The following is a 12,010-nucleotide window of genomic DNA, read 5'->3' as shown; positions in this document are numbered from 1 at the left end:
CTCAGCGCGGGCGGGACTTCGCCCGCAGGTGCAGCCGCTCCCCCTGCTTGCCGAACAAGCTGAGGATCTCCGCCGGGCGGCCGTCGACCGCGCCGAACCAGTGCGGGAGGCGGGTGTCGAACTCCGCGGCCTCGCCCGGGCCCAGCGTCATGTCGCGGTCGGCCAAGACCAGGCGCAGGCGGCCCGAGAGCACGTAGAGCCACTCGTACCCCTCGTGGACCTGCGGATCCGGTTCGCCCGTCTCGGGCTCCAGGACCATCTTGAACGCCTGTGGCGCGCCCGGCTGCCGGGTCAGGGGCAGCACCGTCATCGTCGCGCCGTTGTGGCGGGGGATGCGGCGGGCGGTCAGGCGGACCCGGGGGTCGCCGACCTCCGGCGCGCCCACCAGCTCGTCCAGCGGCACCTGGTGGGCCTGGGCGATCGGCAGCAGCAGCTCCAGGCTCGGCTTGCGCTGGCCGGACTCCAGCCGCGACAACGTGCTCTTGGAAATGCCCGTCGCCGCCGACAGGTCGGCCAGGGTGACCCGCCGCTGCGTGCGGACCCGCTTGAGCCGGGGGCCGACCTCGGCCAAGGCCTGGGTGATCGCGTCCGTCATGCTCCCAGGAAACCCGCTCGTCCCGGAAATGGCAACATTAGTTGTCGGATCCGCGAAGCCGGGTTCATGGTGGCGGCATGAACGAAAACAACAGATTCGACGTACTGGTGGTGGGTGGCGGCGCCGCGGGACTCAGCGCCGCCCTGGTGCTCGGCCGGGCGCGGCGGCGCGTCGCGGTCGTCGACGCCGGCGCCCCGCGCAACGCGCCGGCGGAGCACACGCACGGCTTCCTCTCCCGCGACGGACTGTCGCCGTCCGAGCTGCTCCGGATCGGCCGCGACGAACTGCGCGGCTACGGCGTGGAGCTCCTCGAAGACCGCGTGACCCGGCTCGACCACGGCTTCGCCGCCCGCTTGGCGAGCGGCCGGGAGCTGACCGCGCGGCGCGTGCTGGTCGCGACCGGCATCCACGACGACCTGCCGGACCTCCCGGGCCTGCGGGAGAGCTGGGGCACCGACGTGGTGACCTGTCCCTACTGCCACGGCTACGAAGTGCGCGACCAGCCCCTCGGTGTCCTCGGCACGCAGCCCGAGAGCGTCGAGCACGCGCTGCTCGTCCGCCAGTGGTCGCCGGACGTCGTGTACTTCGCGCACACCACGGCAGTGTCCGAAGAGGACCGGGAACGGCTCGACGCGCGCGGGATCCGCGTCGTCGACGGCGTGGTGACCGCGGTCCGGCGCGAACACGGCCGCCTCACCGGCGTCGAGCTCGGGGCCCGGTTCGTGCCGCGGACGGCGCTGTTCCTCCGCACCCGGACCGTCCCGCACGACCAGCTGCTGCGCGACCTCGGCCACACCGAAGGCGACGTCGATGCGAACGGGAAGACCGGCGTGCCGGGTGTGTGGGCCGCCGGGAACGTCGTCGACGCGCGGGCGACCGTCATCGTCGCCGCCGCCCAGGGCGCGGGTGCCGCCGCGGCGCTGAACCACGACCTCGTCACCGAGGACGTCCGGCGGGCGGTCGGCACGTTCGGCGGCTTCTCCCCCGCCGCGGAACGCGCGGCCGCCGGCGCGCGCTGACGTCCTGGCTTCCGGCGGCCCGGCGTGCCAGGCTCGGCGGATGCGCCCGACGCTGTACGAATTCGCCGGCGGCGACCCCGCGTTCCGCGCGCTGGCCGCCGCCCACCACGAGCGCTGCCTGGCCGACCCGGAGCTGAACCACCCGTTCTCGCACCCCGGGCAGCACCCGCGGCACGTCGACCGGCTGGCCTGGTACTGGGCCGAGGTCATGGGCGGGCCGCCGCGGTTCTCCGCGGAGTGCAGCGACCACTCGGCGATGCTCCGGATGCACGCCGGCAACGGCGACATGAGCGACCTCGGCCGCCGGTTCGTGGCCTGCTTCGGGCAGGCCGCCGACGACGCCGGCCTGCCCGCCGATCCGGAGTTCCGCGCCGCCCTGCGGTCCTACATGGAGTGGGCGGTGGCCGAGGTCCTGACCTACCCGGGCCCGCCCGGCGAGGTGCCCGCCGGGCTGGCGCTGCCGCGCTGGTCCTGGAACGGGTTGCAGCCGGTGTAACGACGGGGGCGGCCACCGCGTCTTGCAGGCGACGACCGGCTGTGGAGGTCCGTCGCCAGAGCCGGTCCGGGCAGGTTCCCCCCACCCGCCCGGACCGGCTCGTTCACCACGTCCGATCTCCGCGAGCGGCGCCGCCGCGCGCCGGGCCAGACTGGCCGCCATGCTTCTCGACCGCTTCCTCCTCGCCTCCCGGGGCTTCGAGCACCACCTCCGCACGGTCCCGCCGGACGGCTGGGCCGCGCCGACACCGTGCACCGAATGGGACGTGCGGGCGCTGGTCAACCACATGACCCGCGGCAACCTCAACTACGTCGGCCTCCTCCGCGGAGCGACCCGGGAGGAGTTCCTGGCCCTGCGGGACGCCGACGCGCTCGGCGACGACCCCGTCGCCGCGTTCACCGGCTCGGTCCGGGCCTGCGCCGCCGCGTTCGCCGAGGAAGGCGCGCTGGAGCGCGTCGTCGACTACCCCCTGGGCAAGCTCACCGGACGGCGGGCGCTGGCCGTGCGCACGACGGACAGCACCGTGCACACCTGGGACCTCGCCCGCGCCCTCGGCGCCGGTGAAACCCTCGACCCGGGCCTGGTCGCCTGGATCGACCAGGACTACGAGGCCATTTTCGCCGGTCTGGACCTGGGCCCGCGGTTCTTCGCCGAGCCACCGCCCGCGGCGCCCGGCGCGTCCCGCCAGGACCGGCTGCTCACGCGGTTCGGCCGCGATCCTCGCCCAGCCGGCTGACCAGCTCGGTCAGCGCGGGCCCGAGCGGCCGGTCGACCCGCACCGAGGCGTAGCGGTCACCGCGGGTTTCGCCGCGGTTGACGATCACGACCGGCTTGCCCGCGTTCGCCGCGTGGCGGACGAACCGGAGCCCGGACATCACGGTCAGGGACGAGCCCAGCACCAGCAGCGCGGCGGACTCGTCGACCAGCCGGTAGCACTGCTCGACGCGCGGCCGCGGCACGTTCTCGCCGAAGAACACGACGTCCGGCTTCAGGACCCCCGCGCAGGCCTCGCACGGGACCGGCCGGAAGCCGCGCACGACGTCGGCGGGCAGCTCGACGTCGCCGTCGGGGTTGATCCGGGTGGCGGCGCCGGTGAAGCCGGGGTTGGCCGCGCGCAGCCGCCGGTCGAGCTCCGCGCGCGGGCTGGTGCGGCGGCAGTCCAGGCAGATGACGCGGTCCAGGCTGCCGTGCAGCTCGACGGCGTCGGCGGTGCCGGCCGCCTGGTGCAGGCCGTCGACGTTCTGGGTGATGACGCCCGATACGTAGCCGCCGTCGCGCAGGGTGGTGACGGCGCGGTGGCCGTCGTTGGGGTCGGCGCGGGCGATCGTGCGCCAGCCGAGGTGGCTGCGCGCCCAGTACCGCTGCCGCCCTTCGGCGCTGGTCACGAACTCGTCGTAGGTCATCGGCGTGTGCCGGCGCAGGCTGCCGCTTTCCCCACGGTAGTCGGGGATCCCGGATTCGGTGGACAACCCGGCGCCGCTGAGCACGGCGACGCGCCCGCGCGCGACGACGGCGGTCAGCTCGTCGAGGCTGGACGTCCGCGGCAGCGGCGCGTCCGCCGAAGTCCAGGAGAGGGTGGGCCGGGTCCGCACCAGACCAGGGTACGGGGGCCGGGAAGGATCTTCTCGAACCAGTGATCGGCGTAGTGCTCGTCGTTGAACGGCGCGACCTCCCGGTAGCCGGTCGCGCGGTAGAGCGCGATCGCCTCGGCGAGCACGCGGTTCGTCTCCAGCCGCACGCCGACGGCGCCACCCACATCCGCTTGATCTCGGCGGGCGCGCCGCCGTGAGTTCCGGGTCGAAGCCGGTGTCGAACCGGCCGGCCGGCTCGGCGAAGTACGCACGCGGGCAGAACCGGGCATCGGCGTGGCGGCGGTATCGAGGTGGCTTGCGCAGCGAGTGGGCCGCCGTATCCTCGGAAGGGACCGAGGCCGTGCCGGTGGGTCGTGGAGGGGTTGCTGTGCCTGAGCCTGTACTGGTGTCCGTGGCCGCAGCTGCCGCGGGGCGGGTCGTCGTCGGGTTGTACGACCTGATCAAGACCAAGTTCGCCGGTGATCCCGCCGCGTCGGCCGTGCTGACGGCCGCGGAGGGGACGGCACAGGATTCACCGCAGGTCCGCGCGCTGGCCGAAGTCCTGGACGCCGAGCAGGCGGCGGATCCGGCGTTCGGTGAACGGCTGCGTGCCGAGTGGGAACGGGCGGCGGACGGGCAGCGGGCCGAGTCCGGCGGGGTGACCAACCGGATCTCCGGCAGTGTCGGCGGGAACGTCCTGCAAGCACGCGACATCGAAGGCGACATCACCTTCTGAAGAAGTCGCTTCTGGCCCGCCGCCGAAACCGGCCGGCGTTCACCCGACGGGCCCGTCCCAGACCGAGTCCGCGTCCGTAAAAGACTTCAACAGCGTGGTGAGCGCGGGATCGCCGCGGTCGTTCAGCTGGTCGGAGGCGATGCGGCGGGCGACTCCGGCGAGGAAGTCGGCGATCTGGACCCGGGCGTCGGAGCGGGAGTCGACGAAGCGCACGTCCGCCAGCCGAGGGCCGAGGGTGGCCTTGAGCTGCAGCACGCGCTCGGCGGTGAGGGCCAGCTGCTCGTCGTGGATCACGGCGACCGGGGTGTCGCCGGTGCTCCAGTGCCGGACCGTGTGGATCACCGCGGGCACCAGCGGATCCAGCACCGGCACCAGGCTCGGATCGCTCGCCAGCCGGGCCCGGTAGGCGGCCACGCGCTCGCCGCCACCGCGGAACCGGCCGACGATCTCGCCGGCTTCGCCCGGGACGGCGGCGAGTTCGTCCACCAGCGCGAAGAACTCCGGCGGCGACGTCGTCACGCCGCGCCGGGGCTTCAACCGCAGCACGCTGGTGAACGCGGTCAAGGCGAATTCCCAGCGGGCGGCGCCGAAGGCCGCCGGGCCCGTGCGGTGAAGGGTGCGCGCCATCGCGTCCGTGCCGTCCTCGGCGAGCAGGTCGACCGCGGCCCGCACGGCGAAGAACGTCTTGTCGGTCAGGTGCACGTGCCCGCGGCCGGCGAGCGGGCCGTCCGGGGCGAGCAGCCATTCGAGCACCGCGCGGTGCTTGGCGCGGAGCAGGTGGTTCGCCTTGTACTCCTCGGCGGGCGAGCCGATGCGGGCCCGGATCTCGCGGACGCAGGCGGCCGCCTCCTCCGGCGTGAGCCGCACGCCGGCGTGGACGAAGACGTCCGTCTCGCCGCCGAGAAGGTTCTCGCCCTCGGAGCCCGACTCGTCGCAGGCGATCTCGACCGGGCGCACCGGCCCGATCATGCCAGACCGTCAGCAGCAGGCCTACGCTCGAGCCAGCGTGATCTTGCCGTTCGCGACCGTGATCGGCTTCTTCTCCAAGGGCTTCGACGCCGGGCCGTTCGCCACCGCACCGTCGGCGATGGTGAACTTGCTGCCGTGGCACGGGCAGTTGATGGTGCCGTCGGCGACGGTGTCGACCGTGCAGCCCTGGTGGGTGCAGATCGCCGAGAAGGCCGCGAAGGTCCCTGCCGCCGGCTGCGTCACCACCACCCCCTTGTCCGCGAACACCTTGCCGCCGCCGACCGGCACGTCGGCGGACGCGCCGAGTTCGGTGCCGGCGGGCGCCGGGGCCGCCGGCGTCCCGCTCGGACTGCCGCCGTAAGTGCTGCAGCCGGCCGCCAGCCCGGCACCGAAGACCGCGAGGGCCGTCCGGCGCGCCAGCACCGGGTTCACGTCGTCGTCGCGCACGTTTCGTCCTCCGAGAGCAATACCGCTAGAAGGTCAAGCCGGACCGGGTGAAGAACCACAGCGACGCGCTCAGCCAGAGCCCGACCAGCGCGGTGAAGGCGAGGCCGCCCACCAGCGGGAGCGACCAGCCGGGCGCGCCGTCCTTGCGCAGCAGGAGCATCTTGGCGACGAACACACCGTAGAAGAAGCACCCGAGCAGCGAGTGCAGGAGGACGCGGGTGTCGAACGCCTGGAACCCGAGCGCGTAGAGGCAGTGCATCGCCACCGGGATCGACACGAGGAAGGCCAGCCGTCCCGACCACCGGTGGACCGGCGCGACCCACGCGGGCGCGTTCCCGCCGAGCTTGCCGTACATCGCCAGTGCCGAGCCGAGCTGGACGAGCGCGAGCACGACGACGACCGTGGCGAGCCACGCCTTCACCGCCTGCGGACCGGAGAAACCCGCCACGTTCACCGCGACCCCGGTCGGCGTGTGCAGGCTGCCGTAGACCCCGAGCGCCACCGAGACGACGGCGCCGGCCACCAGCGGCACCACGAGCGCGACCGCGGCGCGGTGGCCCGCTGCCGGGGCGGCCATCAGAAGTCACCGGTCCCGGCCAGGCCGCTGATCGCCTCGGCGGTCACCGGGGCGCCGTCGACGGTCGTGGTGGCCGCGTCCGGATCGAGCGGCGGAGCGGCCGCCGGGCCCTCCTCCGTCGTGAGGATGCCGACCTGGCTGCCGTCGGGCTGCACGATCCAGCCGACCTTCGCCGCTTTGCCCTTCACCTTCGGTGCCGCCCGGTAGAGGCCAGCGGGCTTCTTGGCCGGCGGCACGGTGAACCGGTACGTCTTGCCCGCCGCCGTCACGGTGCCGGTGGCCGAAGTGGCGTCGAAACTGCCCGTCAGGCCGGCGTCGGAGGCGCCCTTGAGGTCCAGCTTCCCCCCGACGGTCACGCCCTGGAGCCAGGCTTCGAGCCTCTTGCCGTCGCAGACGTACGCGATGGCGTGGCCGTCGCGCGCCGACACCGCGATCGACGCGCCGCCGCCGGTCACCTTCCCGGCGAAGTCCGCCCGCGCGGGCACTTCGGGCTTCGGCGGCTCGGACGTCGTCGCGGGCGGTGCGGTCGTCGTGGTGCTCGCGGCGCCCACCGCGCTCGCGGCCCCGGCGACCGACGGCGCGCCGGTCCCGGCCGCCAGGTCGGCGATGCTGATCCCGACGGCGAGCAGCGCACCGGCGAGCAGCGTGAGCAACGGCCCCGGATGTTTCATGGTCTTCCCCGCTTCTCCCGGTCCACCACCGTGTCCGCCACACGGACTTCGGGCCGAAACGGGCTCAACGCTACGCGCCGAAAAGAGGTATTGCTCAGCCCGTGCAACCGGTGACCCGTGGTTGACTGGCCGCATGCTGCCCTGGGACGCCGAACTCGCCGGCCGGCTCGACCGGCACACCGTGACTTCCACGCTGCTGCGCGGCAATCCGCTCGGCGACCCGCACGATCGGCCGCTGTGGGTGTACGTCCCGCCCGGCTACGACGACGGCGACGAGCGCTACCCGGCGGTCTACGTCATCCAGGGCTACACCGGGCACCTGGCGATGTGGGCCAACCGGACCCCGTTCCGGCAGCCGTTCGTGGAGACGGCCGACGCCGTCTTCGCCGCCGGTGCGCCGGGGTGCGTCGTGGTGTACGTCGACGCGTGGACCGCGTACGGCGGCTCGCAGTTCGTCGATTCGCCGGGCACCGGCCGCTACCACTCCTACCTGTGCGACGAGATCGTGCCGTGGGTCGACGAGCACTACCGGACCCTCCCCGGCCGCGAGTCCCGCGCGATCGCGGGCAAGTCGTCGGGCGGGTTCGGCGCGATGATCACGCCGATGCTGCGGCCGGAGCTGTTCGGCGCGCTGGCGACGCACGCGGGTGACGCGCTGTACGAGCTGTCCTACATCCCCGACTTCGGCAAGGCGGTCCGCGCGCTGCGCGGGTACGACCAGGACATCCAGGCGTGGTGGGCGGACTTCCGGAGCCGCCCGGCGTTCACCAAGCCCGAAGACGCGACCCTGCTCATGGTGCTGGGCGTCTCGGCGTGCTTCTCGGCCCGGGACGACGGGACGCCGGAGCTGCCGTTCGACCCGCTGACCGGCGCGCTGCGGCCGGAGCAGTGGCAGCGCTGGCTGGACTGGGACCCGGTCCGGATGGTGGCGGGCCACGCGGAGGCGGTCCGTTCGCTGCGCGCGGTGTGGATCGACGCGGGCACGAGCGACGAGTACTTCCTCGACATCGGCGCGCAGGCGTTCCGGGCGGAGGTGGCCCGGGCGGGCCTGCCGGACGACCGCGTCCACTTCGAGCTGTTCGACGCGGGCCACGGCGGGATCGACTACCGGTACCCGCTTTCGCTGGCCTGGCTGGCGGATCGGCTGGCTCGCTGATGGTCACCGAGACCGACTTGGCGCTGCCCGGCGGACGCACCCTGCACGTCTACGACACCGGCGGCCCGGCACGGCTGACCGTCTTCTGGCACCACGGGACCCCCAACACCGGGGCGCCGCCCGGGCCGTTGCTTCCCCTGGCCGCGGAGCTCGGGGTCCGGTTCGTGTCCTTCGACCGGCCGGGCTACCGGACTTCGACGCCGGTGCCCGGGCGGACCGTCGGGAACGCCGCCGAGTGCGTCACCGCCGTGGCCGATGCGCTCGGGATCGGTGCGTTCGGCCTGATGGGGCACTCCGGCGGCAGCTCGCACGCCCTCGCGTGTGCCGCCCTGCTGCCGGAGCGGGTGCTCGCCGTCGCGAGCATGGCCGCCGTTGCGCCGTTCGATGCCGGCGGGCTCGACTGGTTCAAGGGCATGGCCGCCGCGAGTGCCGGCTCGCTGCGGGCCGCCACCGAAGGACGGGCTGCCAAGGAGAAGTACGAAGCGGCCGCCGAGTTCGATCCGGCTGTCTTCACCGAAGCCGACCTCGCCGTGCTCGGCGGGTCGTGGTCGTGGCTGGACGAGGTCGTCCGCGCGGCGCTCGTGGACGGGCCCGGCGGGCTGATCGACGACGACCTCGCCTACGTCACGCCGTGGGGCGGCGACCCCGCGCGGATCACCGCGCCCGTCCTCCTCCTGCACGGCGAGCGGGACCGGATGATCCCCGCCACGCACAGCGCGTGGCTCGCCGGGCGGTGCCCGGACGCCGAGTACCGGCCCGTGCCCGGCGAGGGCCACCTGTCCGTGCTGCACCACGCCGCCGACGCGCTCACCTGGCTCGCCGATCAGGGCAGCAGGGCCAGCGAAGCGACCACCGGCGCGAGGTAGAGCACCGGGAACGCCAGGTGCGTGTACGCCCGCGCCCGGGCCACGGTGACCAGCGCGCCGCTGAAGTACAGCACCAGGCCGATCGCCGCCGCGATGCCGATCGGCGGCCAGAAGAGCCCGGCGAGCAGCCCCGCCGCACCGGCCGCCTTGGCCGTGCCGAGCAGATTCCACCACGAGCGGGGCACGCCGTACTCGGTGATCGGCTCGACGACCCACTTGGCGCGGGTGAACATCGAGACGGCCGAGAAGCCGACCCAGGCCGCGGCGGCGATGGTGACGATCAGGTGGGCGGTGTGCATCGGAACTCCTCGGGGACCGCGGGCCCCGGGGTCGGGGTCCGTCACCCCCACGACTCCGCGGTCCGGGCCGATGTGACAGCCCGGCACGTGACGCCCGTCACCGCTGCCCGAAGTGCGCCACGACCATCTCGGCCAGCGCCGTGACGTCGGCGTCGACCATCGGCTCGCCGGTCATGCCCATCCGGTGCAGCAGCGCGCCGACCACGACGTCGACGAAGAACAGCACCCGGCTCTCCGACTCGCCGAGGGCGTCCTGGAGCGCGAGCCGGTACGGGTCCTGCAGCCGCGAGGACAGGACCACGCGCAGCGCCGGATCGCTGACGGCGTCGCTGAACACGCCGGCGAACGCATCGCCCACCCCGGGTTCGCCGATCTTCGCCGCCGCCCAGCGGATGGCCGCGGTCAGGGTTTCCGCCCGGCTCCCGCCGGCCAGCGGCGCCGGGCCGAACGCGTCCAGGAGGCAGTCCACGATCAGCTCGCCCTTGGACGGCCAGCGCCGGTAGATCGTCGTCTTCGCGACGCCGGCGGCCGCGGCGATGCGCTCGACCGTGGCCTTCGCGTAGCCGAGCTCCTCGACCGTGCTCAGCGTCGCGGCGAACACCACGTCGTGGACGCCGGCGCGGGGCCGGCCCGGCGGCCGGGCGGAAGAAGCCATGGCGGAAGCCTACCGGTTTTCGCTACCGTAGGTTTCGATACCTCAGGTTTCGAAACTAGGGAGTGATCGTGACCGGACAGCCGATCGTGCAGCGCCCGCCGGAGCCGGACTGGCCGGCGATGACCACCGAAGAACTGCTCTCCTACCGCGCGGCGGAGAACCGCTTCCGGGCGTCCGCCGCGGCGCGGGCGATCACCGGGGAACCGGACCCGGACGCCGTGATCGAGTGGTGGGAACTGGCGTTGCCCGGCCGCGACCTGCCGGTCCGGGTGTACCGGCCGGCCGCGGGCGACGGTGTCGCGCTGCCGCTCGTGGTCCACGTCCACGGCGGCGGGTTCGTGGGCACGGCGGTGCAGAGCGACTGGGTGAACAGCCGGCTCGCCGCCCGGCTGCCCGCGGTCGTCGTCTCGGTCGAACACCGGCTGGTCGCCCCGGACCACCCGCTCCCGGACGCGGTCGACGACGGCTGGGACGTGCTCCGGCACCTGGTGCGGGACGCCGGGGCGTGGGGCGTCGACCCGGCACGGGCCGCCGTCTTCGGCGAAAGCTGCGGCGGCCTGATCAGCGCACTGGCCGCGATCCGGGCCAGGGAAGCGGGGCTGCCCCTGCGGGCCCAGGTGCTGGTCAACCCGGCGGTCGACGCGACCGAAGCGCTGTTCGACCACCCCTCGGTCACCGAGTACGCCCACACACCGACCCTCAGCGTGCCCGTGCTGCAACTGTTCCGGCGGCTCGCCGTCCCGCCGGGTACCGACGCCCGCGCGGTTTCCCCGCTGCACGCCGGCGACCTGGACGGGCTGGCCCCGGCGCTCGTCGTGGTGCCGACGCACGACCCGCTGGCCGATCACGGCCGCCGCTACGCCGGGCGCCTCGAGGCGGCGGGCACTCCGGTCCGGCTGTGCGAGTACGCCGGTGCCGGGCACGCGTTCCTCAGCATGCCGGGCCTGGTCCCGCAGGCCGAGGCCGCGGCGGCGGAGATCCTCGGCTTTCTCCGGACCTCGTTCGCGGTGAAGCAGGCATGAGCGCGGCGCCGAAGAACGAAGAGGACCGGATCGACGGCGAGGCTCTCGACGGCGTGGCGGCCACCTGCCTGTGGACGCTGCGCAACCGCGCCGAAGAGTCACGGCACCCCGGCTCGGCCTTCGCCGACCCGCTGGCCGAACGCCTCCACCGCCGCATCTCCTACGACTACGCGCGGTTCGGCAAGCCGGACCAGATTCACCCGCTGCGCGCGGTCGCCCTGGACTTCGCCATCCGCGCCTACCTGGACTGGTATCCCGCTGCCACGGTCGTCGCCCTCGGCGAGGGCCTGCAGACCACCTATTGGCGCCTGGGGCGGCCCGCCGTCGACTGGCTTTCGGTGGACCTGCCGCCGGTGATCGACCTGCGCCGGCGCCTGCTGCCGCCGGAGCCGCGGATGACCGCGATTGCCGCCTCGGCCCTGGACCGCGGCTGGCTGGACCTCCCCGATCCGGCGCGGGGCGTGTTCATCTCGGCCGAAGGCCTGTTCATGTACCTCGACCGCGACGAGGTGTTCGCCCTGATCGCCGACTGCGCCGCGCGATTTCCCGGCGGGCAGCTGTTCTTCGACTCGATCCCGCCGTGGCTCAGCAAACGGACGCTGAAGGGCGGGCCGCGGGGGCGCCCCCCGTTTTCCACTCTACCGGCCGGCACCGACAATTCCGGGCTGCGCCTGTCGGCCCGCTACACCGTCCCGCCCATGCCGTTCGGCCTGACCGTCTCCGAAGCGGCGCGGCTGCCCGGCCGGATTCCCGGCGTGGCCGCCGTCGAAGACGTGCAGCCGCCGCCCGGCCGCACGGCCTGGCGGCCGGGCACCCTGCGGAAGCTGGCGAACCTGCCCGGCCTGCGTGACCTGCGCCCGTCGATCAGCTCGGTGAGCTTCGCCGGCCCGCGGTGAGCGCGGTGCCGTGCCGGGGAGCCGGCACGGCACCG

General features: G+C 73.9%; 16 protein-coding genes. 8 read left to right on the top strand and 8 right to left on the bottom strand.

Annotation, left to right across the window (positions count from 1 at the left end; genetic code table 11):
• Window position 1: 1 nt before the first annotated feature.
• Window positions 2-595: a helix-turn-helix domain-containing protein gene (locus tag C2L58_RS18980; RefSeq protein WP_103338914.1), complete on the bottom strand. Its 594-nt coding sequence runs from the start codon at window positions 593-595 to the stop codon at window positions 2-4.
• Window positions 596-672: 77 nt separating this feature from the next.
• Between C2L58_RS18980 and C2L58_RS18975 the strand changes: the two genes are divergently transcribed.
• The 3 genes from C2L58_RS18975 to C2L58_RS18965 all read left to right on the top strand — a co-directional run bounded on the left by C2L58_RS18975 (window position 673) and on the right by C2L58_RS18965 (window position 2,846).
• Window positions 673-1,614: an NAD(P)/FAD-dependent oxidoreductase gene (locus C2L58_RS18975; protein WP_103338913.1), complete on the top strand. Its 942-nt coding sequence runs from the start codon at window positions 673-675 to the stop codon at window positions 1,612-1,614.
• 40 nt (window positions 1,615-1,654) lie between these two features.
• Complete coding sequence (locus C2L58_RS18970; RefSeq protein WP_103338912.1) at window positions 1,655-2,110, top strand: group II truncated hemoglobin; 456 nt, start codon at window positions 1,655-1,657, stop codon at window positions 2,108-2,110.
• Between the two features lie 160 nt (window positions 2,111-2,270).
• The gene (locus C2L58_RS18965) at window positions 2,271-2,846 is read left to right on the top strand and encodes a TIGR03086 family metal-binding protein (RefSeq protein ID WP_103338911.1); all 576 of its coding nucleotides are present in this window, start codon (window positions 2,271-2,273) and stop codon (window positions 2,844-2,846) included.
• Here the strand turns inward: C2L58_RS18965 and C2L58_RS18960 are convergent.
• On the bottom strand, window positions 2,809-3,702 hold the full coding sequence (locus C2L58_RS18960) for an NAD-dependent protein deacetylase (RefSeq protein ID WP_103338910.1): 894 nt from the start codon (window positions 3,700-3,702) through the stop codon (window positions 2,809-2,811). The two genes, C2L58_RS18965 and C2L58_RS18960, sit on opposite strands and share 38 nt — an antisense overlap.
• A 367-nt stretch (window positions 3,703-4,069) precedes the next feature.
• On the opposite strand from C2L58_RS18960, the gene C2L58_RS18950 reads away from it, so the two are divergent.
• Complete coding sequence (locus C2L58_RS18950) at window positions 4,070-4,417, top strand: hypothetical protein (RefSeq protein ID WP_103338909.1); 348 nt, start codon at window positions 4,070-4,072, stop codon at window positions 4,415-4,417.
• A 39-nt stretch (window positions 4,418-4,456) separates the two neighbouring features.
• On the opposite strand, the gene C2L58_RS18945 is transcribed toward C2L58_RS18950, so the two are convergent.
• From C2L58_RS18945 to C2L58_RS18930, 4 genes are read right to left on the bottom strand one after another with little or no spacing between them, the layout of a single operon-like run.
• Window positions 4,457-5,374: a DUF3800 domain-containing protein gene (locus tag C2L58_RS18945; RefSeq protein ID WP_103339417.1), complete on the bottom strand. Its 918-nt coding sequence runs from the start codon at window positions 5,372-5,374 to the stop codon at window positions 4,457-4,459.
• Window positions 5,375-5,407: 33 nt separating this feature from the next.
• Window positions 5,408-5,833 carry a Rieske (2Fe-2S) protein gene (locus tag C2L58_RS18940; RefSeq protein ID WP_103338908.1) on the bottom strand — a complete coding sequence of 142 codons (426 nt, stop codon included), beginning with the start codon at window positions 5,831-5,833 and terminating at the stop codon, window positions 5,408-5,410.
• Between the two features lie 25 nt (window positions 5,834-5,858).
• A complete protein-coding gene (locus tag C2L58_RS18935) occupies window positions 5,859-6,410 on the bottom strand; it encodes a DUF6529 family protein (RefSeq protein ID WP_103338907.1) in 552 nt (183 codons plus the stop codon).
• On the bottom strand, window positions 6,410-7,081 hold the full coding sequence (locus tag C2L58_RS18930) for a hypothetical protein (protein WP_103338906.1): 672 nt from the start codon (window positions 7,079-7,081) through the stop codon (window positions 6,410-6,412). Before C2L58_RS18930 ends, C2L58_RS18935 begins: the two co-directional genes overlap by 1 nt.
• Before the next feature lie 133 nt (window positions 7,082-7,214).
• Here C2L58_RS18930 and C2L58_RS18925 point away from each other — a divergent pair, with 133 nt between their 5' ends.
• Together C2L58_RS18925 and C2L58_RS18920 are read left to right on the top strand one after the other, a co-directional pair.
• Window positions 7,215-8,237 carry an alpha/beta hydrolase gene (locus C2L58_RS18925; RefSeq protein ID WP_103338905.1) on the top strand — a complete coding sequence of 341 codons (1,023 nt, stop codon included), beginning with the start codon at window positions 7,215-7,217 and terminating at the stop codon, window positions 8,235-8,237.
• Window positions 8,237-9,103 (top strand): alpha/beta fold hydrolase, encoded by an 867-nt coding sequence (locus C2L58_RS18920; protein WP_103338904.1) that lies wholly within the window; start codon window positions 8,237-8,239, stop codon window positions 9,101-9,103. Before C2L58_RS18925 ends, C2L58_RS18920 begins: the two co-directional genes overlap by 1 nt.
• On the opposite strand, the gene C2L58_RS18915 is transcribed toward C2L58_RS18920, so the two are convergent.
• Together C2L58_RS18915 and C2L58_RS18910 are read right to left on the bottom strand one after the other, a co-directional pair.
• The gene (locus C2L58_RS18915) at window positions 9,061-9,402 is read right to left on the bottom strand and encodes a DoxX family protein (RefSeq protein ID WP_103338903.1); all 342 of its coding nucleotides are present in this window, start codon (window positions 9,400-9,402) and stop codon (window positions 9,061-9,063) included. The two genes, C2L58_RS18920 and C2L58_RS18915, sit on opposite strands and share 43 nt — an antisense overlap.
• A 97-nt stretch (window positions 9,403-9,499) precedes the next feature.
• Window positions 9,500-10,057, bottom strand: a complete 558-nt coding sequence (locus C2L58_RS18910; RefSeq protein WP_103338902.1) for a TetR/AcrR family transcriptional regulator — start codon at window positions 10,055-10,057, stop codon at window positions 9,500-9,502.
• A gap of 68 nt (window positions 10,058-10,125) precedes the next feature.
• On the opposite strand from C2L58_RS18910, the gene C2L58_RS18905 reads away from it, so the two are divergent.
• Together C2L58_RS18905 and C2L58_RS18900 are read left to right on the top strand one after the other, a co-directional pair.
• A complete protein-coding gene (locus C2L58_RS18905) occupies window positions 10,126-11,079 on the top strand; it encodes an alpha/beta hydrolase (RefSeq protein WP_233225799.1) in 954 nt (317 codons plus the stop codon).
• The gene (locus C2L58_RS18900) at window positions 11,076-11,975 is read left to right on the top strand and encodes a class I SAM-dependent methyltransferase (protein ID WP_103338900.1); all 900 of its coding nucleotides are present in this window, start codon (window positions 11,076-11,078) and stop codon (window positions 11,973-11,975) included. Before C2L58_RS18905 ends, C2L58_RS18900 begins: the two co-directional genes overlap by 4 nt.
• Window positions 11,976-12,010: the final 35 nt, after the last annotated feature.

Source organism: Amycolatopsis sp. CA-126428, from assembly GCF_002904335.1.
Lineage (GTDB): Bacteria > Actinomycetota > Actinomycetes > Mycobacteriales > Pseudonocardiaceae > Amycolatopsis.
Note: the sequence above shows the minus strand (reverse complement) of the source record. Positions and strands in the feature narration are given on the sequence as shown.

Excerpts from the sequence above, each read along its gene's own strand:
- C2L58_RS18970 (WP_103338912.1), top strand. The coding sequence starts at position 1,655 with ATGCGCCCGACGCTGTACGAATTCGCCGGCGGCGACCCCGCGTTCCGC.
- C2L58_RS18930 (WP_103338906.1), bottom strand. The coding sequence starts at position 7,081 with ATGAAACATCCGGGGCCGTTGCTCACGCTGCTCGCCGGTGCGCTGCTC.
- C2L58_RS18915 (WP_103338903.1), bottom strand. The coding sequence starts at position 9,402 with ATGCACACCGCCCACCTGATCGTCACCATCGCCGCCGCGGCCTGGGTC.
- C2L58_RS18925 (WP_103338905.1), top strand. The coding sequence starts at position 7,215 with ATGCTGCCCTGGGACGCCGAACTCGCCGGCCGGCTCGACCGGCACACC.
- C2L58_RS18920 (WP_103338904.1), top strand. The coding sequence starts at position 8,237 with ATGGTCACCGAGACCGACTTGGCGCTGCCCGGCGGACGCACCCTGCAC.
- C2L58_RS18900 (WP_103338900.1), top strand. The coding sequence starts at position 11,076 with ATGAGCGCGGCGCCGAAGAACGAAGAGGACCGGATCGACGGCGAGGCT.
- C2L58_RS18910 (WP_103338902.1), bottom strand. The coding sequence starts at position 10,057 with ATGGCTTCTTCCGCCCGGCCGCCGGGCCGGCCCCGCGCCGGCGTCCAC.
- C2L58_RS18965 (WP_103338911.1), top strand. The coding sequence starts at position 2,271 with ATGCTTCTCGACCGCTTCCTCCTCGCCTCCCGGGGCTTCGAGCACCAC.
- C2L58_RS18975 (WP_103338913.1), top strand. The coding sequence starts at position 673 with ATGAACGAAAACAACAGATTCGACGTACTGGTGGTGGGTGGCGGCGCC.
- C2L58_RS18935 (WP_103338907.1), bottom strand. The coding sequence starts at position 6,410 with ATGGCCGCCCCGGCAGCGGGCCACCGCGCCGCGGTCGCGCTCGTGGTG.
- C2L58_RS18980 (WP_103338914.1), bottom strand. The coding sequence starts at position 595 with ATGACGGACGCGATCACCCAGGCCTTGGCCGAGGTCGGCCCCCGGCTC.